The sequence below is a fragment of the Arthrobacter sp. JSM 101049 genome, from assembly GCF_041679245.1.
Taxonomy (GTDB): Bacteria; Actinomycetota; Actinomycetes; order Actinomycetales; family Micrococcaceae; genus Arthrobacter_H.
The window spans coordinates 569,340-591,850 of sequence record NZ_JBGFFC010000001.1 but is presented as its reverse complement, the minus strand read 5'-3'; the positions used below and the strand labels follow the sequence as shown (position 1 = coordinate 591,850).

Sequence of the window (22,511 nt, the reverse complement as noted above, 5' to 3'; positions counted from 1 at the left end):
TCAACTGTGCAGGATGACCGGGACCAGCATCATGGCCGGGACGGCGGCGATCGTGGTCAGCAGGACGGTGTCCTTGGCGACGACCAGTCCCTGCTCGTACCGGGAGGCGGTGACGAAGACGTTCTGTGCCGACGGCAGCGCGCCCATGATCACCACAGCGAACAGGTCCGGTCCCTCGAGCCGGAAGACCAGTGTTCCGGCCAGCCACGCCAGGACGGGGTGCACCAGCAGCTTCAGGCCCGTTCCGACCAGGACGTCGGAGCGCCGGGCCGAGATCTTCTCCAGCGGCTTGGATCCCACCAGCGAGATGCCGAAGGCGATCAGCATGGCCGGGATCGAGGCACCGGCGATGAGTTCGACCGGTTCCTGGATGGGTTGGGGCAGCTTCCAGCCGAAGACGGCGAAGAGCAGGCCCACCAGGGAGGCGACGATCATGGGGTTGCGCAGCGTGGCCAGGACCAGGGCGGTCGGTGTTGTCCGGCGCCCGGAGGTGGTGGCGTCCAGCAAGGCCAGGAAGACCGGGCTCCAGAGGGCCAGCTGGAACAGGATCACCGGGGCGGCGTGCGAGGTGTTGCCCAGCACGTAGGCGGCAATCGGCAGGCCGAGGTTCGCCGAATTCACCGTAGAGGCGCTCATCGCCCCGATCAGCCGTTCCGGCCGGTCCCGCTTGAGCCACCAGCCGGTGATGGCGAAGTAGAGCAGGGCGACGCCGGAGGCGCTGATCGCGGCAACGGCGAGGCTGGGGCCCAGGACGGCTGACGGGTCGGAACCGGCCACCGTGATGAACAGCAGGGCCGGGCTGGCGACGAAGAACGTCAGGCGGTTCAGGACGAATCTGGCATCGGGCCCGAGGACCCCGGTGCGTCCGACGAAGTAGCCGACGACGATGACGGCCCAGACGACGGAGAAGCCGGAGAGGACCCCGAGCACGTCCTAGAAGTCCGCGGGCATCCCGGCGATCGCATGCGGCGGACGCATGGCACCGGTGGAGAGGGACTCCGACGGGTCGCTGCCGAGGCCGACCATGGAGTTGTTCGCATCGACATGGACGACCCGCGGCACGTAGCTGCGGGCCTCCGCGGTCTCCATCTCGGCGTAGCTGATGAGGATGACCGTGTCGCCCGGGTGCACCAGGTGTGCGGCGGCACCGTTGATGCCCACTACGCCGGTACCGCGCTCGCCGGCAATCGTGTAGGTCTCGAGCCGGGCGCCGTTGGTGACGTCGACAATGCTGACCAGTTCCCCGGGCAGGATGTCGGAGGCCTCGAGCAAGTCGAGGTCGACGGTGACCGAGCCGACGTAGTGCAGATCGGCATGGGTGACCGTGGCGCGGTGGATCTTGGATTTGAACATTGTGCGTTTCATGGCATTCCTATTCTACGCGCCACGCGTTCACCGGGCTGTGGGCCAAGGCACAAAGAGAGCGGGCGACGGGAATCGAACCCGCGTGTCCAGCTTGGGAAGCTGGCGCTCTACCATTGAGCTACGCCCGCAAAACACCCGCCGGTCCGTTCGTACCCGCGGGTGCATCTCAGCATAGCCCACGCGCCGGTGAGTTGCATCTTGACACCGTCACGAAGGGTCCGCGGTGCCGAGGTCGGCGCCGCGCGCGGCATGGTGGCGGCGGGCCGCCACGGCCCGTCCGAGCGGCTCCGCCACCCGGGTCGCGATGGGACCGAGTACCGCGAGCAGCATCACGTAGGTGGTGGCCAGGGCGGCCAGTTCGGGGGACGCCCCGCCGCCTGCCACGGCGAGGCCGGCGATCACGATGGAGAACTCCCCGCGGGCGATCAGGGCCGTCCCGGCACGGATCCGCCCCGGGATGCCGATGCCCATCCTCCGGGCGGCCCAGGCGCCGGTGGCGATCTTCGTCAGGGAGGTCAGCAGGGCCAGGCCCAGGGCCAGCAGCAGCACCGGCGGGATGGTCCGCGGGTCGGTGTTGATCCCGAAGACGACGAAGAACATGGCCGCGAACAGATCGCGCAGTGGAGCCAGGACCTTCGTCGCCGAGTGGGCCGTGGCCCCGGAGATGGCGATGCCGAGCAGGAAGGCGCCGACGGCCGCCGAGACCTGCATGGCGGCGGCGAGCCCGGCGACCAGCAAGGCCGCCCCGATCAGCTTGAGCAGGAAGTTCTCCTGGTCCGGGGAGTGCAGCAGGCGCGAGATCAGCGGACCGAAGCGCAGGGCCAGCAGCAGCACGAGGCTGACCGCCAGCAGGGCGATGGCCTCGGTCCGCAACCCGCCGAGGAAGCTGACCCCGGCCAGGGCGGCGGTGAGGATCGGCAGGTACACGGCCATCGCCAGGTCCTCGAGCACGAGGATGGAGAGCACCACCGGGGTCTCGCGGTTGCCCAGGCGGCCGAGGTCGGTCAGGACCTTGGCGATGATGCCGGAGGAGGAAATGTAGGTGACCCCGCCCAGGACCAGGGCACCGATGGGGCCCCACCCGAGCAGGAGGGCCAGACCCGCGCCGGGGGTGAAATTCAGGATCAGGTCGACCACGCCCGCCAGCCAGGAGGCGCGCAGCCCCGTGACGAGTTCCTTGGCCGTGTATTCCAGGCCGAGCATCAACAACAGCAGCACGACGCCGAGCTCGCTGGCGATGTCGCCGAACTCCTCGATGCCCGAGAGCGGGACGATGCCGCCGTGGCCGAAGACCAGACCGCCCAGCAGATACAGCGGGACCGGGGACATGCCGATCCGTGCCGCCACGCGTCCGAGGAGCCCGAGACCGAGGAAGACGGCGCCGAGTTCGATCAGGACGAGTGTGGTGTGGTCCACGGGCGGTTCCTATCCGTGGTTGAGCAGGTGGGCTGCCTTGTCCAGGCCGTCCGTGGTGCCGACCACGATGACCACGTCTCCCGGGGCCAATTCGAACGAGGGCGGCGGCGAGGCGTAGACCTGGCCGCTGCGCGAGATGGCGACGATCGAGGCGTGCGTGCGCGTGCGCAGGTGGGTGTCGCCGAGGGTGCGGTCGGCATAGGGGCTGTCCTGGCTCAGGACGAACTGGCGCGTGTTCACCCCGGGCAATTCGCGGTGTTCAGCGGTCAGGTCGGCGACCAGCTGCGGGGCGCCGAGGAGGCTGCCGATGGCCGCTGCCTCCTCGTTGGTCAGGGGGATGGCCGCCTGGCAGGCGTCGGGGTCCTGGCGCTCGGAAATGATCAGCTCCATGCCGCCGTCCCGCTTGACCACGACGCCCACGCGTCGGCCGGTGGCCAGGGTGACATCGCGGCGTACCCCGATCCCGGGAAGGGGGGTCTCGTCCAGATTCATGGCTCCAGCGTAGACCCGCAGGCCCCCGCCGCGCAGGGGCTCGTCCGGGCTTTGGCCCCCGGTGGAACCGGGGGACACGCGTCCGGCACGGCGATGGCCGCCCCCGGCGATTCGGAGGCGGCCATCGGACCGGGTGCTGGGGAGGATCAGGACGCGGGGGGAGTGCCGCCGTCGTCCGTGGTCTCGGCAGGTGCCTGTGCCGCGGAGGAACCGTCCGGGGCGAAGTCCCGGCGGATCGCGTCGACCCCATCGGCGGGGATCTCGAAGCCGAGCTGGTGCCCGGGGTTCAGGACCAGCCCTGCACCTGAGAGGTTGTCGATTACCGCGGCACCGACGACGCGCACGGCGAAGGGGGCCTCGGCGATGTAGGTCTCCGGGATGCGGTTCACGTCGGTGAACAGGGCGATCACGGGCTCTCCGTCCTTGTTCTGCAGCAGCAGCGGCTGGACGTTCTCGGTCTCCTCGGTCACCTGTTCGCGGCTGAGGAAGAAGACCTCCTCGGACAGGAAGGTGGCGATGACCTGGCCCGCCTTGGCCTCGTCGGCCTGCCCCTCATGGAGCACCGTCTCCAGGTGCGTCTGTGGTTCGTCGGGATCCGGGGTTCCGGCTGGGCTCTGGGTTGGCTCGTCGCTCATGCCTTCCAGCCGATCACGCCGGCCCGCGATGCGCAACCCGGCCTGCCGCAACGAAGCGGCAACGGTTCGGGGTTCGGCCGGGCGCCGAATTAGACTGGGCGCAACCACCCCCACGGATGCCAAGGATGCCCCATGACCGAGTTCCAGTACGAGGACCTGTTGCCGATCGGCCAGGACGAGACCCCCTACCGCCTGATCGGCGCCGAGGGGGTGCGCTCCGTCGAGGGGCCCGGGGGCCGCAGGTTTCTGGAGGTGGATCCGGAGGCACTGTCGAACCTGGCCCGCACGGCCCTGCACGACATCTCCCACTACCTGCGTCCGGCGCACCTGCAGCAGCTGCGCAACATCCTGGACGACGACGAGGCCAGCGCCAACGACAAGTTCGTCGCCCTGGACCTGCTCAAGAACGCCAACATCGCCGCCGGTGGTGTCTTGCCGATGTGCCAGGACACTGGAACCGCGATCGTGATGGGCAAGCGGGGCCAGCAGGTCCTGACGCAGGGCCCGGACGAGAACGCCCTCTCCCGCGGGATCTACGACGCCTACACGCAGCTGAACCTGCGCTACTCCCAGCTGGCACCGCTGACGACCTGGGAGGAGAAGTCCACCGGCAACAACCTGCCGGCCCAGATCGAGCTCTACGCGGACACCGAGCCCGGCCATGAGGAACAGTACAAGTTCCTGTTCATGGCCAAGGGCGGGGGATCGGCCAACAAGTCCTTCCTGTACCAGGAGACCAAGGCGATCCTGAACGAGAACGCCATGCTCACGTTCCTCGACGAGAAGCTGCGCTCGCTGGGCACCGCGGCCTGCCCGCCGTACCACCTCTCGATCGTCATCGGCGGCACCAGCGCCGAATTCGCCCTGAAGACCGCCAAATACGGCTCGGCGAAGTACCTGGACAACCTGCCGACCACCGGCGCGATGACCGGCCGCGGCTTCCGCGACGTCGAACTCGAGGAAAAGGTCCTGGAACTGACCCGGCACTTCGGCATCGGCGCCCAGTTCGGCGGGAAGTACTTCTGCCACGACGTCCGTGTGGTCCGGCTGCCCCGCCACGGCGCCTCGCTGCCCGTTGCGATCGCGGTCTCCTGCTCGGCCGACCGCCAGATGCTCGCGAAGATCACCGCCGAGGGCGTGTTCGTGGAGCAGCTCGAGACCGACCCGGCCCGCTTCATGCCCGACGAGTCGCACCCGGCCATCGCCGCGCACGACGACGAAACCGACGGGGTGACCGGCACCGGGGGCTCCTCCGTGGTCAAGGTCGACCTGAACCGGCCGATGGACGAGGTCCTCGCCGAGCTCTCCAGGCACCCCGTGAAGACCCGCCTGTCACTGACCGGGCCGCTGGTGGTCGCCCGCGACATCGCCCATGCGAAGATCCGCGAACGCCTGGACGCCGGCGAGGAAATGCCGCAATACCTCAAGGACCACCCGGTCTACTACGCCGGGCCGGCGAAGACGCCCGAGGGCATGGCCTCGGGATCCTTCGGCCCGACCACTGCAGGGCGCATGGACTCCTACGTCGACCAGTTCCAGGCAGCGGGCGGCTCGAAGGTCATGCTGGCCAAGGGCAACCGGTCACGCCAGGTCACCGAGGCCTGCAACACCCACGGCGGCTTCTACCTGGGTTCCATCGGCGGCCCGGCGGCGCGGCTGGCCCAGGACTGCATCCGCAAGGTCGAGGTCCTCGAGTACGAGGAACTGGGCATGGAGGCCATCTGGCGCATCGAGGTTGAGGACTTCCCCGCCTTCATCGTCGTCGACGACAAGGGCAACGACTTCTTCGCCGAAACGCTCAAGCCGACGTTCACCGGGATCCCGGTCCGCGCCAGCTAGCGGCCCCGGTCCGGTGTGGGCCGCCTACTGTCCGTAGGCGGTCCGCGCCCAGTCGGGCATCCACCCGGTCTCCTCGGCGATGCGCTGCCGGCGTTCGGCCGCAGCATCGCGGCTCGCCTGCGCGGCTGCGGCCTCGCGCCGGGCCTCGGCCTGCCGGGCGGCCCGGATCGCCGCCAGCTCGTCGGAGTACTGCTCGAACGTGTCGACTTCCTGCTCGCGCATCTCCTGGGCGGCGTCCACCCCGAGGTAGCGCAGGTGCCAGGGCTCGAAGTTGTAGCCGGTGATCTCCTGCCGGCCCTGCGGGTAGCGGATGATGAAGCCGTACTCGGCAGCGTGGGCTGCCGTCCACTTGCCCGCGGGCAGATCCGCCAGACAGGCCTTCAGGGAGCACTGTCCGCTGGCGACCCCGATGTCGGCCGAGAGCCCCAGTTGGTGCTCGCTGGTGCCCGGGCGCGCCGAGATCCGCGAGGCGTAGGCCTCCCCGTACATGTTCGTGTACCGGCGGAACAGGCCGACCTGGTAGTCGTAGGAGCGGTAGGCGCTCTCGACGATCAGCGCATGCCCGTCATCGCGGGCGGCCGCGAGGAGCCTCTCCAACGCCGCGGCGGCCTCGGGGACCATGCGGGCGCCGGAACCGTTGACGGCGACCAGGTCCTGCGGGACGTAGTCGCGCGGGTGCAGCGGGTGGTGTTCGTTGACGAGGACCAGGGGCGAGGTCGGATCCAGCGTATAGGCGGCGTAGTCGCCCTCCCTGCTGTCGTTCGTCGTCTTCTCCTCGTGCCCGGTATCCCCGGGCGACGGCGGTGCCGAGGACGACGACGGGGCACCGGCCGGCCGTGTGTCCCCGCCGGACGCGGCCTGCGCGGCGGCTGCGGGCAGCATGAAGGCAGTGGCGAGCACAAGGGTGGTGGCCACTGTTGCGGTGCGATGGAGCGGGCGGGGTGGTGTCGGCATGATCTCAGCGGTGCGCCGGGCGTTCCGCGGCCCTCGCGGTGCCGCTCAACCCACCGACTTCAGGATAACGCCGATCCGGCTGCATGGGCTATTTTAGGAACCGTGCTGATTTCAGACCGCGACATCCGGACCGAACTGGACTCCGGGCGCATCGGGCTCGACCCGTATGACCCCCAGATGATCCAACCCGCCAGCGTCGACGTCCGCCTCGACCGCTTCTTCAGGCTCTTCGACAACCACAAGTACGCCCACATCGATCCGTCGTTGGAACAGCCCGAACTGACCCGGCTGGTCGAGGTCGAGGCCGAGGAACCGTTCATCCTGCACCCGGGCGAATTCGTGCTCGGCTCCACCTACGAGCAGGTCACCCTGCCCGACGACGTGGCGGCCCGTTTGGAAGGCAAGTCCTCGCTGGGCCGGTTGGGCCTGCTGACGCACTCCACCGCCGGGTTCATCGACCCCGGGTTCTCCGGGCACGTGACCCTGGAGCTCTCGAACATGGCCACCCTGCCGATCAAGCTGTGGCCGGGCTCGAAGATCGGCCAGCTGTGCTTCTTCAAGCTCTCGTCCTCGGCCGAGCACCCCTACGGGGACGGCACGTACGGGAACCGGTACCAGGGACAGCGCGGACCGACGGCCTCCCGCAGCCACCTGAACTTCCACCGCTCCGAGCTCGGCTCGTAGCCGGAGCCCGGCCGGCCCGGCTCAGCCGCGGCCGGTGAAGGGCATCCCGGTGGCCGTGATGACCAGCGAGTCCACGGTCACCTCCAGTGGCAGGTCCGCCACATGGCGGATGGTCCGCGCCGCGTGCGCGACGTCGAAGACCGGCTCGACGCGGGTGGTGCCGTCGGCCTGCAGGGTCCCGGTGGTGAACCCCGCGGTCAATTCGGTGGCGGTGTTCCCGATGTCGATCTGTGAGGCCGTGATGCCGTGGCCGCGGCCGTCGAGGGAGATCGACTTGGTCAGCCCCGTGATGGCGTGCTTCGTCGTCGTATAGGCCACCGACGCCGGACGCGGGGCATGGGCGGAAATCGATCCGTTGTTGATGATCCTCCCCCCGTGCGGGTCCTGCGCCTTCATCTGCCGGACCGCGGCGGCCGCGCAGAGCATGCTGCCGGTCAGGTTCACGGCCACGACCTCGTTCCATTCCGCCACGCCGATCTCGTCCACGGCGGCCCGGGGGCCGAAGACGCCGGCGTTGTTGAAGAGCAGATCGACCCGGCCCCAGGTCCGGGCGACGGTGGCGAAGAGCGACTCGACCTGTTCGGGGTCGCCGACATCCGTGGGTACCGCCACCGCGAGCCGGTGGCCCTGGGCGGCCTCGTGCAGCGCGTCGGGCCGCCGGCCGGCCAGCGCCACATGCCATCCGGCGGCGAGGAGCTCGCGGGCCACGGCCCGGCCGATCCCCGAACCCCCACCGGTGACCACCGCCACCCGTGGCGTGCTCCCAGGGGCCCCGGTGCTCATGCGCTGCCCTCCCGGCGTCCGGACGCCGTGGGCCGGTGGACCGGGAACAGCAGCACGAGCCCGACGAGCAGGACCAGCATGATGCCCAGGATGCCGTAGCGCTGGGCGCCGCCGCTGGCCACATGCGGCTCCGCCAGGGTGATCGCCAGGGTGAACAGCCCCGGGGCCAGGAAGGAGGCGGCCCGCCCGGTGGTGGCGTAGAGGCCGAACAATTCGCCCTCGCGGCCTGCGGGGGCCAGTCGGGCCAGGAAGGCGCGGGAGGAGGACTGTGCCGGGCCCACGAACAGGCACAACAGCAGCCCGAAGACCCAGAAGCCGCTGGCCCCGGGGGAGAGGAAGACCCCGGCGGCGGCAACGAGCAGCCCGGCCAGCGAGCCGATGATGACGGACTTGGGGCCGATCCGGTCGTCGAGCAGGCCGCCGGCCATGGCCCCGGCGGCGGCCACGACATTGCCGACGATGGCGAACACGATGACCTGGGACAGCGAGAAGCCGAATGTTCCGGCGGCGATGACGCCGCCAAAGGCGAAAACCGCGGCCAGCCCGTCGCGGAACACCGCCGAGGCAATGAGGAAGAAGACGGTGTGCGGTTCCGTGCGCCACAGCGAGAGGACATGCCGGCCCAGCCGCTTGTACGACTCCAGGATGGAAACCTTCGCGACGGCCTCCCGGCGGCGGATCTCCGGGACCGCGAAGAGCACGGGCAGGCCGAAGCCCAGGAACCAGAGGGCGGAGAAGACGGCGACCAGCCGCAGGTTCAGGGACCCGTCGGTCGAGGCCCCCGGCCAGTCGATGACCGGCTGGACGAACAGGAACAGGACGAGCGCCAGTGCCAGGATCCCGCCCAGGTACCCCATGCCCCACCCGAAACCTGAGACCTTGCCGATCGTCGCCGGCGTGGAGATCTGCGGGAGCATGGCGTTGTAGTTCACCGACGCGAATTCGGAGAACACGCTCGCCACGGCGATCAGCGCCACCCCGAGGAGCAGGAACCCGGGATCGGGCAACACGAAGAAACAGGCCGCCGTGGCCACGGCGACCAGCACCGTGTTCACCCCGAGCCAGAACCGCCGCCGCCCGCCGAAATCGGAACGCTGCCCGGTGACCGGGGCCAGCAGGGCGATGACGACGCCGGCGGTCGCCAGGGCGGTGCCCAGGGCTGCCGAGTTCGCGTCGGTGTCGCCGAACAGCGAGCTGGTCAGGTAGACCGTGAAGACGAAGGTCGTCATCACCGCGTTGATCGCCGCGGCCCCCCAGTCCCAGCTCGCCCAGGCGAGGACCTGCTTCGATATCGCCGCTGTGCCGCGGGGCGGACGGGCGACGGGCGTGGCATTCGGGCTCATGGCTGCATCGTAACGCCCTTGGCGAAATAACTGTCCGGACGACATCCAACGGGAGAATTACATTCTTGAACTGTTAAAGTAAAAGGAAAACCTGACCGTCCGCTGCGGTGTCGAACCATGCGTGGCCCAGAATCCCGGGAGGAACGAGTGGCACTGGTTCTCATCGCGCTATTCGCGGTGAGCGCCGTCGCGCCGCTGTTGTTCCGCCGGTTCGGCCGTGCCTCCTTCTACCTGCTCGGGGCGGTCCCCGCGGCGGCCTTCGTGTGGCTGCTGGTGAACTTCACGGCGTTCACCTCAGCGGACCAGGCCGCGCTGGCCGGGGAACCCCATGCGCCACCGGGGCTGGCCGTCGAGTGGATCCCGGGGCTGCAGCTGGAGCTGGCCTTCCGGATGGACGCCCTGGCCGCCATCTTGAGCCTGCTGCTCCTGGGTGTCGGCGCCCTGGTGCTGTTCTACTGCGCCCGCTACTTCAAGAACGAGGACGCGAACATCGGGCCCTTCGGTGCCCAGCTGCTGGCCTTCGCCGGGGCGATGTTCGGCTTGGTGGTCTCGGATGACCTGATCCTGCTGTTCATCTTCTGGGAAATCACGACCATCCTGTCGTACCTCCTGGTCGGCTTTGCCCGCACCCGCATCTTCGCCCGCCGGTCGGCACTGCAGGCGCTGCTGGTCACCACCTTTGGCGGCCTGGCCATGCTGCTGGGACTGGTGATGATCGGCCAGAGCGCGGGGACCTACCGGCTGTCCGAGGTCATGGCGCGGGCACCCGAACTGGTCTCGCAGGGCACCCTGATCGACGTGGCCATCGCCCTGGTCCTGCTCGGGGCGGTCAGCAAGTCCGCCCTGGTCCCCTTCCACTTCTGGCTGCCCGGAGCCATGGCCGCTCCCACACCGGTCTCCGCGTACCTGCACGCCGCCGCCATGGTCAAGGCCGGCGTCTACCTGGTGGCACGGCTGGCACCCGGCTTCTCCGACACCGCCTTCTGGGACCCCCTGGTGGTCGGCCTGGGGCTGGCGACCATGCTCATCGGCGGATGGCGTGCCCTGCGGCAAACGGACATCAAGCTCATCCTCGCCTACGGCACCGTCTCGCAGCTGGGCTTCCTCATGCTCACGGTGGGCCAGGCCGATGCCAACGCCGCCATCGCCGGGTTGGCGATCATGCTGGCCCACGGCTTCTTCAAGGCCGCGCTGTTCCTGGTGGTCGGCATCATCGACCACCAGGCCGGAACCCGTGACGTCCGGCTGCTCTCCGGCCTGTGGCGTACCGCACCGAAGCTCTTCGTCGTCGCGCTGCTCTCCGCCGCATCCATGGCAGGAATCCCCCCGCTCTACGGCTTCGTCGCCAAGGAATCGGTCCTCGAGGTCCTGCTGGACGGTGCAGGGAACGGCCCGTGGGGCATGGTGGTGTTCATCGTCGTCGTCCTCGGGTCCATCCTGACAGTTGCCTACAGCGCGCGGTTCATCTGGGGCGGATTCGCCTCCAAGCCCGGCATGCCGGCCACGCCCTTCAAGGCCGTCCCGTGGCTCTTCCTGGCCTCCCCGGCCGTGCTGACGGCCGCGACCGTGGCCTTCGGGCTCTTCCCGGCCCCGCTCGGGCACGCAGTGTCCGCGTTTGCCTCGCTGTTCCCGGCCGCGCACCACCCGGTGCACCTGGCCCTCTGGCACGGACTGACCCCGGTGCTGGGCCTCTCGGCCCTGGTCGTTGCCGCCGGACTGCTGCTGTACCGGTGGCGCGTGGGCTTCGGTGCCCTGCAGGCGCGGGTGCCGGCGCTCGTGGACGCGGAGCTGGCCTACAAAGCGGTCCTGAACGGCCTCGACGAGGTAGCGGTGTGGGTCACCGGCCGCACCCAGCGTGGTTCGCTTCCGTTCTACCTGGGCGTCATCCTGCTGGTGGCCCTCGTCGTCCCGGCGGTCGCCGCCTTCGCGAACGTGACCCCCGTGCCCGACCAGCTGATCTGGTTCGACACACCCGCCCAACTGGTCACCGGACTGTGCATGATCGTCGGGGCGCTCGCCGCAGTGCGCGCGAACAAGCGCTTCCTGGCCGTTCTCATGGTCTCGGTGACCGGCTACGGCATGGCGTTCATCTTCGCGCTGCAGGGCGCCCCGGACCTGGCCCTGACCCAGCTGCTCGTCGAGACGATCGTGCTGGTCGCCATGGTGTTGGCCCTGCGCGTGCTGCCGCCGCCGTTGTGGATCGAGAACCCCGCGGGGCACCGGATCGCCCGGGGCGTGCTGGGCGTCGGGTTCGGCCTGGCGATGATCGCCATCGCGGCCACGGCGATGGCCTCGCGCGTCGCCGAGCCGATCTCGCTGCACTTCCCCGAGCTGGCCTACGTCGGCGGCGCGGGCAAGAACATCGTCAACGTCACCCTCGTGGACATCCGCGTGTGGGACACCTTCGGGGAGATCACCGTGCTGGCCGTGGCCGCCACCGGCGTGGCCTCGCTGATCTTCGTCCGCGGCCGCGGGGACGTGCGACGCCGGGCGCTCGACGCCGAGCCCGGCTCCGTGGGCCGGATGCGCCCGGACTCCGGAAGCGCCCGGGCCGCCGCGACGCTGGCCACCGCCCGCCACTTCGCCCAATCCGCCAAGGACGCCTGGCTCGTGGCCGGCAAGACGCTGGCTCCCGAGCGGCGCTCGATCATCTTCGAGGTGGTCGCCCGGCTGGTCTTCCACACGATCATGCTCTTCTCCGTCTACCTGCTGCTGGCCGGGCACAACTCGCCCGGGGGCGGCTTTGCCGGCGGCCTGCTCGCGGGCCTGGCCCTGGCCATCCGCTACCTGGCCGGAGGGCGCTTCGAACTCGCCGAGGCCAGCCCCATCAGCCCCGGGACCCTGCTGGGGATCGGCCTGGCCGTGGCCTCCCTGTCCGGCATCATGCCACTGCTGCTGGGTGGCCAGCTGTTCCAGTCGGCGGTCATCGAGTTCGCGTTGCCGGTCTTCGGCGAGCACAAGTTCGTCACCTCGACCTTCTTCGACATCGGCGTCTACCTGGTCGTCGTCGGCCTGGTCGTGGACGTGCTGCGCAGCCTGGGCTCGGAGATCGACGAGAAGACCGAGAAGCGCGGGGCACGCTCCGGGGGCCGGGGCGCCGCGGGCCGGGGCGCCTCGCAGCGGACGGGAGTCGGACGATGAGCGTGAACGTGACCTTGCTGGTCGTGATGGGGGTGCTCTTCGCCACGGGGATCTACCTGCTGCTTGAACGCAGCCTGACCCGGGTGCTGCTGGGCATCATCCTGGTCGGCAACGGGGTGAACCTGCTGATCCTGGCCGCGGGCGGACCGAAGGGCCTGGCCCCGATCTACTCGGCGGGCACCCCGCCGGGGGAGTATGCGGACCCGTTGCCGCAGGCGCTGATCCTGACGGCGATCGTCATCACCTTTGCCGTCACTGCCTTCCTGCTGGCCATGATCTACCGTTCCTGGGTGATCGCCCGCCGGGACGAGCTCACCGACGACCTCGAGGACCGCCGCGTCGCCGAGCAGGACACCTTCGACTTCGAGGAGGACTCCGAAGTCGCGATCGAGACCTCCGAATTCCCCGAGGACGCGGACGACGACGGGGCCCTGGCCCGGGAGGGCTTCTCCCGCCAGCAGGCGGCTGCCCGCGAGGCAGGGGAACGGCTCGCCAACGACTTCCGGCAGGCCTCCTCCGAGGAAAGCGCCGGAACCAGCAACGACCAACGGAACAGGAAGGCGCGATGATGGGCAACCTGGTAGCCGTCGACTTCGCGCCCCTGGCGGTGCTGCTGCCGATCCTCGGCGCGGCACTGGCCTTCGTGCTGCGCCGGCACCCGCGCGCCCAGCGCATCGTGACCATCGGGACGTTGTGCCTGACGCTGGTCCTCGAGTCCTGGATGCTCGTCTCCGCCTGGCAGCACGGGGCGCAGGCGGTGATGATCGGCGGCTGGGCGCCGCCCTTCGGCATTTCCCTGGTGGTCGACGAGTTCTCCGCGCTGATGCTGGTCGTGTCCACCGCGGTCAGCCTCACCGTGCTGCTCTACGCCACGGGGCAGGGCATGGCCGACGGCGACGAGGACGGGCCGATCTCGGTCTTCCACCCCGCCTATCTGATCCTCGTCGCGGGCGTGTCCAATGCGTTCCTGGCCGGGGACCTGTTCAACCTCTACGTCGGCTTCGAGATCCTGTTGACGGCCTCCTACGTGCTGCTCACCCTGGGCGGGACCACGGCACGGATCCGGGCAGGGGTCACCTACGTCGTCGTCTCGGTGGTCTCCTCGGTGTTGTTCCTCGTGGCGATCGGCATGATCTATGCCGCCACGGGCACGGTGAACATGGCCGACCTCTCCGGCAAGCTTGCCGACGTCGACCCCGGCACGCAGATGGTCCTGCATGTGATGCTGCTCGTGGCCTTCGGCGTCAAGGCGGCCGTCTTCCCGCTGTCCTTCTGGCTGCCCGACTCCTACCCGACCGCGCCGGCGCCGGTGACCGCGGTGTTCGCCGGGCTGCTCACCAAGGTCGGCGTCTACGCGATGATCCGCACCGAGACCCTGCTCTTCCCGGGGGAGCGGCTGCATACCGCCCTGATGGTGGTGGCACTGCTGACCATGGTCGTGGGCATTCTGGGGGCGCTGGCGCAGGCGGACTTCAAGCGCATGCTCTCCTTCACGCTGACCAGCCACATCGGCTACATGGTCTTCGGACTGGCCACCGGCAGCATCGCCGCCCTGGCCGCCACGATCTACTACGTCGCCCACCACATCATCGTGCAGACCTCGCTGTTCCTGGTCGCCGGCCTCATGGAACGCCGCGGCGGGACGACCAACGTGGACCGGCTCGGCTCGCTGGCCAAGCTCTCGCCCGTGCTGGCGGTGCTGTTCTTCGTCCCCGCGATGAACCTGGGCGGCATCCCGCCGTTCTCCGGCTTCCTGGGCAAGCTGGGGCTGCTGCGCGGCGGCGTGGACCTGGGCACACCGCTGGCCTGGGTCCTGCTCGCCGGTGCGCTGGCCACCTCGCTGCTGACCCTGCTGGCCGTGGCCCGCGTCTGGAACCGGGCGTTCTGGCGCCGCGCCGAGGACGCCGAGGACCCGGACCCGCTCCTGCTCATCGCAGCCGACGGCGGCGGGCACGCCACCACCTACCAGCACGTGCACGACGTGCCCGCCAGCCGGTTCAGCGGCCGCGGCGACACCGCCCTGCTGCCGCGCACCATGGTCTATTCGACCGGTGCCCTGGTGCTGCTGGGCGTCGCGTTGACGGTCTTCGCCGGACCGCTGTTCGACCTGGCCGACCAGGCCGCCCAGCAGATGGTCGAACGCACCCCCTACATCGAGGCCGTCCTCGGGGCGGGAGGCGGATCATGAGCCCGCACCGCCACCACGTCCGCCCCGCACGGCCCTCCGAGCTGCTCACCGGTGCCCGGGGAGCCCGGGCCCGGGCACGACGGCGGCGCGCCCGCTTCCTGATCGAACTGCCCCTGACGCTGTGGATGGTCCTGGTCTGGGGGGCGCTCTGGCGGGACTTCAGCCTCGGGAACCTGCTGTTCGGGTTCATCCTCTCGCTGGCCGTCGTGGCGACCTTCAAGCTACCGCCGGTCGAGCTCAGTGGCCGCTTCAATGTCTGGCACGCCGTGCTGTTCGCCCTGCGGTTCATGTGGCAGGTCGTCAAGGCCAGCATCCACGTCATGGGCGTGGCCATCGTCCGCGGGCCCAGGGTGCGCAACGCCGTCATGGGGATCCGCATGCGCAGCCACGAGGACCTCATGGCCACGGCGCTGGGCCACGTTCTCACGCTGATCCCGGGGTCGTTCGTCGTCGAGGTCGACCGCACCACCTCGACCCTCTACCTGCACGTGCTGGACATCAACGGCGACGAGGACGCCGAGGGCTTCCGCCAGGAAATCCGCGACATCGAGGCGGCGCTGATCCGCGTCATGGGCAGCCGCGAGGAGCTGGCGGCGTTGCGCGCCGAGGAGGCGTCGGCGGCGGAAGCCACCGCCCAGGGAACGGAGAAGCAGCCATGACCATCATGATTGCCGCCTGGATCTCCGGGATCGCCCTGGCCATCGGGGCCGTCCTGTCGCTCGTCCGGCTGGCCCGCGGCCCCTCGATCCTGGACCGCACCATCGCCCTGGACGTCTTGCTGGTCATCATCATGTGCGGGCTGTGCCTGGACATGGCCGTCAACCAGCACCTGAACCACATCGTGTTCATCGTCGTCGGCTGCCTGGTGGCCTTCATCGGCTCGGTCACCATCGCCCGCTACGTCACGGATCGGAGGAACCCATGATGGTCATCGCCCTGGTCGAGGGCGGAACCGCCGACACCGTCGTGGACTGGATCACGGCGGTCTGCATGGTGGGCGGCGCGCTGATGTCCGTCGCCGCGGGCATCGGCCTGGTGCGCTTCCCCGACCTGTTCTCGCGCATGCACGCGGCCACCAAGCCGCAGGTGCTCGGGCTCTTCCTGCTGCTAATGGCGGTCGCCTTGCAGATCAGGGCGTGGTCCGCAGTGCCCGTGCTGCTGCTGGCGTGGTTGTTCCAACTGCTCACCGCGCCGGTGACGGCCCACATGGTCGGTCGGGCGGCCTACCGGACCAAGCACCTCAAACAGGAAACGCTGGTCCTCGACGACCTCAATGAAGTGGTCTCCGAGGCCCAGCGTCGCCTGGACGAAGGCCGGTAGCCGGTCTCAGACCTCGTCGACGGTCTTGTTGAAGTGGCGGATGGTCCGCTGCGTCCCCCGGTTGGTCATCACCTGGATCACTGCCGCGACAACGGCCGACACGACGGCGAATCCCAGCGCCTGGCGCAAGGTCGCCTGCGCCTGCGCGTCGGCATCCCCCGGTTTGGGCGGATTGACGCCGGTCGCCTTTTCCCAGACCACGTCCACGAGCTTGCCGCCGAGGAATCCGGCACCGATCGACATCACCGAGCCGAAGACTTTCAGTAGTACGTTCACGAACGATTCTCCCGTCGGTAGGTGGTTACCCGCCCAGCATAACGCGCTGTAGACTGGGGCCACTGAAACACCTACGACAGGGGAGCGTCGCCGACCGGAAACGGCCGGGCACACGGACGCTGAGAGTGCGGAATGCCGCAGACCCTCGAACCTGCTCCGGCTCGTACCGGCGAAGGGAGTCGAGAATCTCAGGACACGCGGAACCGCCGCGTTGCCCTCCCCTCCTTGACCACCAAGGAGGACACCCTCATGAGCAGCACCCTTTCTGCCGCGGCCACGACGCGCCGCAGCTGGCGCGTCGTCGACATCGTCGTCGCATCCGTCATCGCCGTCGCCTCCGGCGTCATCTTCTGGGCCTGGAACACCACCCACCACCTGCTCGATTTCCTCTTCCTCGCCTTCCCGCCATCGTCGGCGCTGTTGGCCGGAATGTGGCTCTTTCCCGCAGTGCTCGGGGCGCTGGTCATCCGCAAACCCGGGGCCGCTCTGTTCTGCGAGATGGTGGCCGCGGTGGTCTCCTCGCTGCTGGGCTCCGAATACGGCTGGACCGTCTGGGTCTCCGGCCTGGTCCAGGGGCTGGGCGCCGAGGTCGTCGTTGCCGTGTTCCTTTACCGCCGCTGGTCGCTTCCGGTGGCCCTGCTGGCCGGGCTGCTGACCGGCATCTTCGGCGGGGTCAACGATGCCTTCATCTTCGCCTGGTTCCCCGAGTACACGACGGCGATGAAGTTCGCCTACGTCGGCTGCATGGCGGCCTCCGGACTGGTCATCGCCGGGCTGGGCAGCTGGGCCCTGACCCGTGCACTGTCCCGGACCGGGGCCCTGTCGGCGCTGGCCTCGCGGAAGGCCGCCCAGGAGCGGATCGTCGGTTGATTCGATGAACCACCGCCTGGAACCGACAGCGGATCCCGCCGCGGCCGCCGGCCCGGCACCGCGCGGCTGCACCGTCAGGGCCCGCGGCTGGGCCTGGAAACACGCCGGACGCGAAGTCCCGGCGGTCTCGGGCCTGGACCTGGACATCGCCTCCGGTGAGCGGGTGCTGCTCGTCGGGCCGTCCGGGGCCGGGAAATCCACGCTGCTGCATGCCCTCGCCGGCGTGCTGCAGGACGACGAGGACAATGCCTCGGCCGGCGAGCTGCTCATCGACGGCCAGCCGGCCGGCCGGGCCCCTGGCCGGATCGGGCTCATGCAGCAGGACCCGGAGACCCAGGTCGTGCAAGCCCGGATCGGCGACGACGTCGCCTTCGGCGCGGAAAACCTCTGCGTTCCCGCCGGGGAGATCTGGCCGCGGGTTGCCGCGAGCCTGGATGCCGTCGGCCTGGACCTGCCCGTGGAGCACCCGACTTCCGCCCTGTCCGGCGGCCAGAAACAGCGCCTGGCCCTGGCCGGGATCCTGGCGATGCGCCCCGGGCTCGTGTTGCTCGATGAACCGACCGCGAACCTGGACCCCGACGGTGTCCGGGAGGTCCGTGACGCCGTGGTGGAGTCCGTCGGACGCAGCGGGGCGACGATGGTCATCGTGGAGCACCGGCTCGAGGCCTGGGCCGACGCGGTGGACCGCGTCATCGTCCTGGAGCCCGGCGGAGGGGTCGCCTGCCAGGGCAGCCCGGCCGAGCTGTTCGCCCCCGGCCCCCTCCGCGACCGCCTGGCCGACGCCGGGGTCTGGGTCCCGGGCTACACCCCGCCGCTACCGGCCCGCGAGCCCGCCGGGACGCCGGCAACCGGGCTGCTGCGGACCCAGGGACTGGCCGTGGCCCGGGCGCCACGCACGGCACCGGCCCTGACCGACGTCGACCTGGGCATCCGGGCCGGCGACGCCCTGTGCATCACGGGGGCCAACGGCGCGGGGAAATCCACGCTGGCATTGACCCTGGCCGGCCTGCTGCCCGAACGTGCCGGCCGCGTGGAGGCCCGGTCCGGGCTGCGCGGTTCCGCCGTGGCGGACACAGGGACCGAAGGGGACGCGCGGCCGTACCTGTGGCGCGCCGGGGAACTGGTCACCCGCATCGGGACCGTCTTCCAGGAGCCCGAGCACCAGTTCGTGACGGCGACCGTCCGCGACGAACTGGCCTACGGGCCACGGCACGCCCGCCGGCCGGGCAGCAACGAGCGACTGCACACCGATGCCGAGATCGACCGGCGCGTCGATGGGCTGCTGGACCGGCTGGGCCTGCGGGACCTGCAGGATGCGAACCCGTTCACCCTCTCCGGCGGGGAGAAGCGGCGCCTGTCGGTGGCCACCGTGCTCGCCGCAGGCCCCCGCCTGCTCATCCTGGACGAGCCGACCTTCGGGCAGGACGCGAACACGTGGAGGGAGCTGGCCCTGCTGTTGCGCGAGCAGCTCGACGACGGGGTCGCCGTCATCGCGGTCACCCATGATGCGGCCTTCGCCGCCGCACTCGATGCCACGCCCTACCCGGTGCGCCGCCCGGAGGCGCCCACGCCACCGGCTGCGGTTCCCGCAGGGACGGTGCCGGTCATCGAACCCGACCCGGCGGGCCGGGCCAGCTTCTTCGGCCGCTGCAACCCGCTGGCCAAACTGGCAGCCGTCGTGCTGGCAACCACGCCCCTGATTGCCTCGTTGGATCTGGTCAGTTCCACCGTCGTCGTCCTGGCGAGCCTGCTGCTCCTGCCGCTGGCCGGGATCCGGCCGCTGCGGTTCCTGGCCCGGGCCTGGCCGCTGCTGGTGGCCGGCCTCTTCGCGGCGTGGGGCACGGCGCTGGTGGGCTACGATGCCGGGGCGGTGCTGCTGGACCTGGAAGTGGCGACGGTGAGCGAGGGTTCGCTGGTCTCCGGACTGGCCACCGGGTTTCGGGTGTTCGCCGTGGCGGTACCGGCCGTCATCGTGCTCTCCAGCACCGATCCCACGGACCTGGCCAACGCGCTGGCCCAACAGGCCAGATTGCCGCACCGCTTCGTGCTCGGTGCCCTGGCCGGGATGCGGCTGCTGGGCCTGCTGGCCGAGGAATGGGCCACGCTGGGCATGGCACGCCGGGCCCGTGGCGTCGGGGCACAAGGCAACCTCGTCCAGCGGTTGCGGGCCAATGCCGGCCAGAGCCTGGGGCTGATGGTGCAGGCCATCCGCCGCGCCTCCCGGCTGGCCGTCACGATGGAGGCCAAGGGCTTCGGCGGGCGGCACCGCACCTGGGCCAGGACGGCGACGTTCGCGGGACGCGACGCGTGGCTAGTGGCCGGTGGCCTGCTGCTGGGGGCGGTGGCCGTGGCCGCCGCCGTGGCGGCCGGGACCTGGAATCTGGTCTGGGGTTGACCCGCCGCCCGGCTCAGCGCATGTACTCGAAGTGCCAGGCCTCGGCGTACGGTGAGCCCTGCTCGTACACCGTGTGGTGCACCCACCCGTAGGACTTCGAGTGGGCCTTCAGCCAGGTGTAGTACCTGTCAGCGGATGGTCTCGACCAGACCCGTCAGCTCGGCGTGCAGGTCGGCATCGCGGGCGATGGCAGTGCCGTCGATGGAGTTCACCGGTGCGAGCAGCCGGATGCTGGAAACCAGCCAGACGGCGTCGGCCTCCAGCAGGTGGTGCGGTTCCATGGGCCCGTAGCCCAGCGACCAGCCGGCCCGTTCGGCGGCCGCGAAGATCGCGCCCTGGGTGGTGCCGGGCAGGATGCCGGTTTCCAGCCGCGGGGTGACCAGGCGCTTGACCCCGTTCTCGCGGGTGGCCAGCAGCACGGTCGACGTCGGCCCCTCGAGCACGCGTCCGTCGCTGGAGGTGAAGATGACGTCGTCGGCCCCCAGCGTGCGGGCATGGCGCAGCGCGGCCATGTTCACCGCGTAGGAGAGCGTCTTGGCGCCCATGAGCAGCCAGGGGGCCCGTTCGGCCAGCGAGGAATCGTAGCCCCGGTCCAACAGCACGACGGCGATGCCCTCCTGCCGCTGGCGGCGCCCGGTTTCGGGGGCGGGGGAGACCATGACCCACGCGGCACCGTGCCCGGCGCCTTCGCTGCCGCGGGTGACGACCAGCTTCACCACGGCCTCGTCGCGCTCCGCGGTCGAGGCCAGCGGTGCGGAGGTGCGCCATCCGCCATCGGCGGTCCCGGTCGTGGAGCCGGTTGTGCTCCCGGCGTCCGGGGCCGCGGCGCTTCCGGCATCGTAGCCGGCCACCGCCGTCGTGATGGCAGCACGCCAGGCCTGTTCGTCGGGCAGGGCAAGATCGCAGCTGGCCGCCGAGGAGCGCAGCCGGGCCAGATGGGCGTCGAGCTTCCGCACGACCCCGCCGGTGTAGAGCATCGACTCGAAGACGCCATCGCCCCGTACGACCCCCTGGTCGGTGACGGGCAGTTGGGCGGCGGTGGCATCGGCCACCCGGCCGGCCGGGGTGGAGGGGTCCACGAACACCAAGACAGTCATGCGCACCAGAGTACCCCCGGGGTTCTTACCGGACCGATAGGCTATGACGGTTGGCGTTCGTCGAGAGGTGCGTGGGTGACTGAAACGATGTTCCTCTGGGATGGCCTGCCCGGATGGCTGCTGTCGATCCTGTGGATCGTGGACATCGGCATCCGCGTGGTCATGCTCGGCATCGTGCCCGGCAACCGGCGCCCGACCACCGCCATGGCGTGGCTGCTGTCGATCTTCTTCCTGCCCGTGGTCGGACTGGTGTTGTTCCTGCTCTTCGGCAACTTCAAGCTCTCCCAGCGGCGGATCGACCGGCAGACCGAGGTCAACGAGCGCGTCTTCGCGGCCACCCGCGAACTGGACCTGCACGACGACGAACTCGATGCCCCGGAGTGGGTGCAGTCCGCTGCCCTGCTGAACCGCAACCTCGGGGCCTTCCCCATGCAGGAGGGCAACCGGATCGAATTCATCACCGATACCCGCGAGTCGCTGCAGCAGATGACCGAGGCCGTCCACACGGCCGTGCAATACGTCAACGTCCAGTTCTACATCGTCGGCGACGACCCGATCCTGGCCGGGCCGTTCCTCGACGCGCTCGACGCGGCCGTGGCCCGGGGCGTGAAGGTCCGGCTGCTCTTCGACCACCTGGGAACCATGCGCACCTCCGGCTACCGGAAACTGCGCAAGCGGTTAACGGCCGGCGGGATCGACTGGCGGCCGATGCTGCCGGTCTCCCCGCTGCGCCGGCAATGGCGCCGCCCGGACCTGCGCAACCACCGCAAGATGCTGGTCATCGATGGCGAGGTCGCCTACACGGGCAGCCTGAACCTGATCGAACCGGGCTACAAGCGGGCCTCGGCGCACAAGATCGGCCGCGAATGGCTGGACCTGATGGCCCGGGTGCGCGGCCCCCTGGTCACCGCGCTGGACGTCGTGTTCACCACGGACTGGTCGCAGGAGACGGACGAGAACCTGATGGAGCACGTCAACCAGGGCGGTGTGCCGACCGCCCAGGGCGATATCACCGGGCAACTGGTGCCCAGCGGCCCCGGGTTCATCTCGGAGAACAACCTGCGCCTGTTCAACACGCTGATGTATTCGGCCACCGAGAAGCTGACGATCACCAGCCCCTACTTCGTCCCGGACGACTCGATGCTCTACGCCATCACCACCGCCGCCCAACGCGGGGTCGAGGTGGAGCTGCTGGTCTCCGAACGCGGCGACCAGGCCCTGGTCCACCACGCCCAGCAGTCCTACTACCTGCAGCTGCTGCGTGCCGGGGTGAAGATCTACCGGTACCGCAAGCCGATGGTCCTGCACACCAAGTGCTTCACGGTCGACGACGAGGTCGCCGTCTTCGGTTCCTCCAACATGGACATGCGCTCGTTCTCGCTGAACCTGGAGGTCTCGGTCATGCTGCTCGGCTCCCGCGCCGTCCGGGCCATCGACCAGGTGCAGGCCGCCTACAAGCAGCACTCGACGCTGCTCACGCTCGAGGACTGGAGCGGCAGGACGCGGCTGATGCGCTACGTGGACAACGTGGCCCGGCTGACCGCCACGCTGCAGTAGGCGCACGGCAGGCCCCGCCTCGGCCGGGCTACCGGGGACAATTGGCCCACCGTCGCTGCCCCTGCCGACAACGACCACGTCGAGGAACACCACGATGGCGCGGCCCAGGCGGGCAGGTGCATGAGGCGATCTCGCGCTCGGCGGCGGGGCCCCGGG

21 protein-coding genes, 1 tRNA gene and 1 riboswitch are annotated in these 22,511 nt (G+C 69.9%); of the genes, 11 read left to right on the top strand and 11 right to left on the bottom strand.

Features of this window, described 5'->3' with window-relative positions:
- From AB8M85_RS02790 to AB8M85_RS02765, 6 genes are all read right to left on the bottom strand, one after another.
- Complete coding sequence (locus AB8M85_RS02790; protein WP_372697238.1) at positions 1–930, bottom strand: AEC family transporter; 930 nt, start codon at positions 928–930, stop codon at positions 1–3.
- Positions 931–933: 3 nt separating this feature from the next.
- Positions 934–1,365, bottom strand: a complete 432-nt coding sequence (panD, locus tag AB8M85_RS02785) for an aspartate 1-decarboxylase (protein WP_372697237.1) — start codon at positions 1,363–1,365, stop codon at positions 934–936.
- A 57-nt stretch (positions 1,366–1,422) separates the two neighbouring features.
- A tRNA-Gly gene (locus AB8M85_RS02780) sits at positions 1,423–1,493 on the bottom strand.
- A 79-nt stretch (positions 1,494–1,572) separates the two neighbouring features.
- Positions 1,573–2,781: a cation:proton antiporter gene (locus tag AB8M85_RS02775; RefSeq protein WP_372697236.1), complete on the bottom strand. Its 1,209-nt coding sequence runs from the start codon at positions 2,779–2,781 to the stop codon at positions 1,573–1,575.
- A gap of 9 nt (positions 2,782–2,790) precedes the next feature.
- Entirely contained in the window at positions 2,791–3,273 is a 483-nt protein-coding gene (locus tag AB8M85_RS02770) for a cation:proton antiporter regulatory subunit (RefSeq protein ID WP_372697235.1), read from the bottom strand.
- 146 nt (positions 3,274–3,419) lie between these two features.
- Positions 3,420–3,908, bottom strand: a complete 489-nt coding sequence (locus AB8M85_RS02765) for an SseB family protein (protein ID WP_372697234.1) — start codon at positions 3,906–3,908, stop codon at positions 3,420–3,422.
- 132 nt (positions 3,909–4,040) lie between these two features.
- Between AB8M85_RS02765 and AB8M85_RS02760 the strand changes: the two genes are divergently transcribed.
- Positions 4,041–5,747 carry a fumarate hydratase gene (locus AB8M85_RS02760; protein WP_372697233.1) on the top strand — a complete coding sequence of 569 codons (1,707 nt, stop codon included), beginning with the start codon at positions 4,041–4,043 and terminating at the stop codon, positions 5,745–5,747.
- Positions 5,748–5,771: 24 nt separating this feature from the next.
- Here the strand turns inward: AB8M85_RS02760 and AB8M85_RS02755 are convergent, their stop codons facing one another.
- Complete coding sequence (locus AB8M85_RS02755; protein WP_372697232.1) at positions 5,772–6,662, bottom strand: D-alanyl-D-alanine carboxypeptidase family protein; 891 nt, start codon at positions 6,660–6,662, stop codon at positions 5,772–5,774.
- A 141-nt stretch (positions 6,663–6,803) separates the two neighbouring features.
- Here AB8M85_RS02755 and dcd point away from each other — a divergent pair, with 141 nt between their 5' ends.
- Complete coding sequence (gene dcd, locus AB8M85_RS02750) at positions 6,804–7,385, top strand: dCTP deaminase (protein ID WP_372697231.1); 582 nt, start codon at positions 6,804–6,806, stop codon at positions 7,383–7,385.
- Positions 7,386–7,406: 21 nt separating this feature from the next.
- Here dcd and AB8M85_RS02745 read toward each other — a convergent pair whose 3' ends face one another.
- A complete protein-coding gene (locus tag AB8M85_RS02745; protein ID WP_372697230.1) occupies positions 7,407–8,168 on the bottom strand; it encodes an SDR family oxidoreductase in 762 nt (253 codons plus the stop codon).
- On the bottom strand, positions 8,165–9,511 hold the full coding sequence (locus AB8M85_RS02740; protein WP_372697229.1) for an MFS transporter: 1,347 nt from the start codon (positions 9,509–9,511) through the stop codon (positions 8,165–8,167). Before AB8M85_RS02740 ends, AB8M85_RS02745 begins: the two co-directional genes overlap by 4 nt.
- Before the next feature lie 147 nt (positions 9,512–9,658).
- Here AB8M85_RS02740 and AB8M85_RS02735 point away from each other — a divergent pair, with 147 nt between their 5' ends.
- From AB8M85_RS02735 to mnhG, 6 genes are read left to right on the top strand one after another with little or no spacing between them, the layout of a single operon-like run.
- Positions 9,659–12,652, top strand: a complete 2,994-nt coding sequence (locus tag AB8M85_RS02735) for a Na+/H+ antiporter subunit A (protein WP_372697228.1) — start codon at positions 9,659–9,661, stop codon at positions 12,650–12,652.
- The gene (locus AB8M85_RS02730; RefSeq protein ID WP_372697227.1) at positions 12,649–13,221 is read left to right on the top strand and encodes a Na(+)/H(+) antiporter subunit C; all 573 of its coding nucleotides are present in this window, start codon (positions 12,649–12,651) and stop codon (positions 13,219–13,221) included. Before AB8M85_RS02735 ends, AB8M85_RS02730 begins: the two co-directional genes overlap by 4 nt.
- Positions 13,218–14,840, top strand: coding sequence for a Na+/H+ antiporter subunit D (locus AB8M85_RS02725; protein WP_372697226.1), 1,623 nt, complete (start codon positions 13,218–13,220; stop codon positions 14,838–14,840). The genes AB8M85_RS02730 and AB8M85_RS02725 overlap by 4 nt, the downstream gene beginning before the upstream one ends.
- A complete protein-coding gene (locus tag AB8M85_RS02720; protein WP_372697225.1) occupies positions 14,837–15,499 on the top strand; it encodes a Na+/H+ antiporter subunit E in 663 nt (220 codons plus the stop codon). The genes AB8M85_RS02725 and AB8M85_RS02720 overlap by 4 nt, the downstream gene beginning before the upstream one ends.
- Positions 15,496–15,765, top strand: a complete 270-nt coding sequence (locus tag AB8M85_RS02715) for a monovalent cation/H+ antiporter complex subunit F (protein WP_372697224.1) — start codon at positions 15,496–15,498, stop codon at positions 15,763–15,765. Before AB8M85_RS02720 ends, AB8M85_RS02715 begins: the two co-directional genes overlap by 4 nt.
- On the top strand, positions 15,762–16,160 hold the full coding sequence (mnhG, locus tag AB8M85_RS02710) for a monovalent cation/H(+) antiporter subunit G (RefSeq protein ID WP_372697223.1): 399 nt from the start codon (positions 15,762–15,764) through the stop codon (positions 16,158–16,160). The genes AB8M85_RS02715 and mnhG overlap by 4 nt, the downstream gene beginning before the upstream one ends.
- A 6-nt stretch (positions 16,161–16,166) precedes the next feature.
- Here mnhG and AB8M85_RS02705 read toward each other — a convergent pair whose 3' ends face one another.
- Positions 16,167–16,436 carry a DUF4235 domain-containing protein gene (locus AB8M85_RS02705; RefSeq protein ID WP_372697222.1) on the bottom strand — a complete coding sequence of 90 codons (270 nt, stop codon included), beginning with the start codon at positions 16,434–16,436 and terminating at the stop codon, positions 16,167–16,169.
- Positions 16,437–16,504: 68 nt separating this feature from the next.
- A riboswitch (TPP riboswitch) is annotated at positions 16,505–16,631 on the top strand.
- Positions 16,632–16,685: 54 nt separating this feature from the next.
- On the opposite strand from AB8M85_RS02705, the gene AB8M85_RS02700 reads away from it, so the two are divergent.
- Together AB8M85_RS02700 and AB8M85_RS02695 are read left to right on the top strand one after the other, a co-directional pair.
- Positions 16,686–17,306 (top strand): ECF transporter S component, encoded by a 621-nt coding sequence (locus AB8M85_RS02700; protein ID WP_372697221.1) that lies wholly within the window; start codon positions 16,686–16,688, stop codon positions 17,304–17,306.
- Between the two features lie 4 nt (positions 17,307–17,310).
- Entirely contained in the window at positions 17,311–19,701 is a 2,391-nt protein-coding gene (locus AB8M85_RS02695; protein WP_372697220.1) for an ATP-binding cassette domain-containing protein, read from the top strand.
- A 128-nt stretch (positions 19,702–19,829) separates the two neighbouring features.
- On the opposite strand, the gene AB8M85_RS02690 is transcribed toward AB8M85_RS02695, so the two are convergent.
- Complete coding sequence (locus AB8M85_RS02690) at positions 19,830–20,798, bottom strand: aminodeoxychorismate lyase (RefSeq protein ID WP_372697219.1); 969 nt, start codon at positions 20,796–20,798, stop codon at positions 19,830–19,832.
- An 87-nt stretch (positions 20,799–20,885) separates the two neighbouring features.
- Here AB8M85_RS02690 and cls point away from each other — a divergent pair, with 87 nt between their 5' ends.
- A complete protein-coding gene (cls, locus tag AB8M85_RS02685; RefSeq protein ID WP_372697703.1) occupies positions 20,886–22,355 on the top strand; it encodes a cardiolipin synthase in 1,470 nt (489 codons plus the stop codon).
- Positions 22,356–22,511 lie beyond the last annotated feature (156 nt).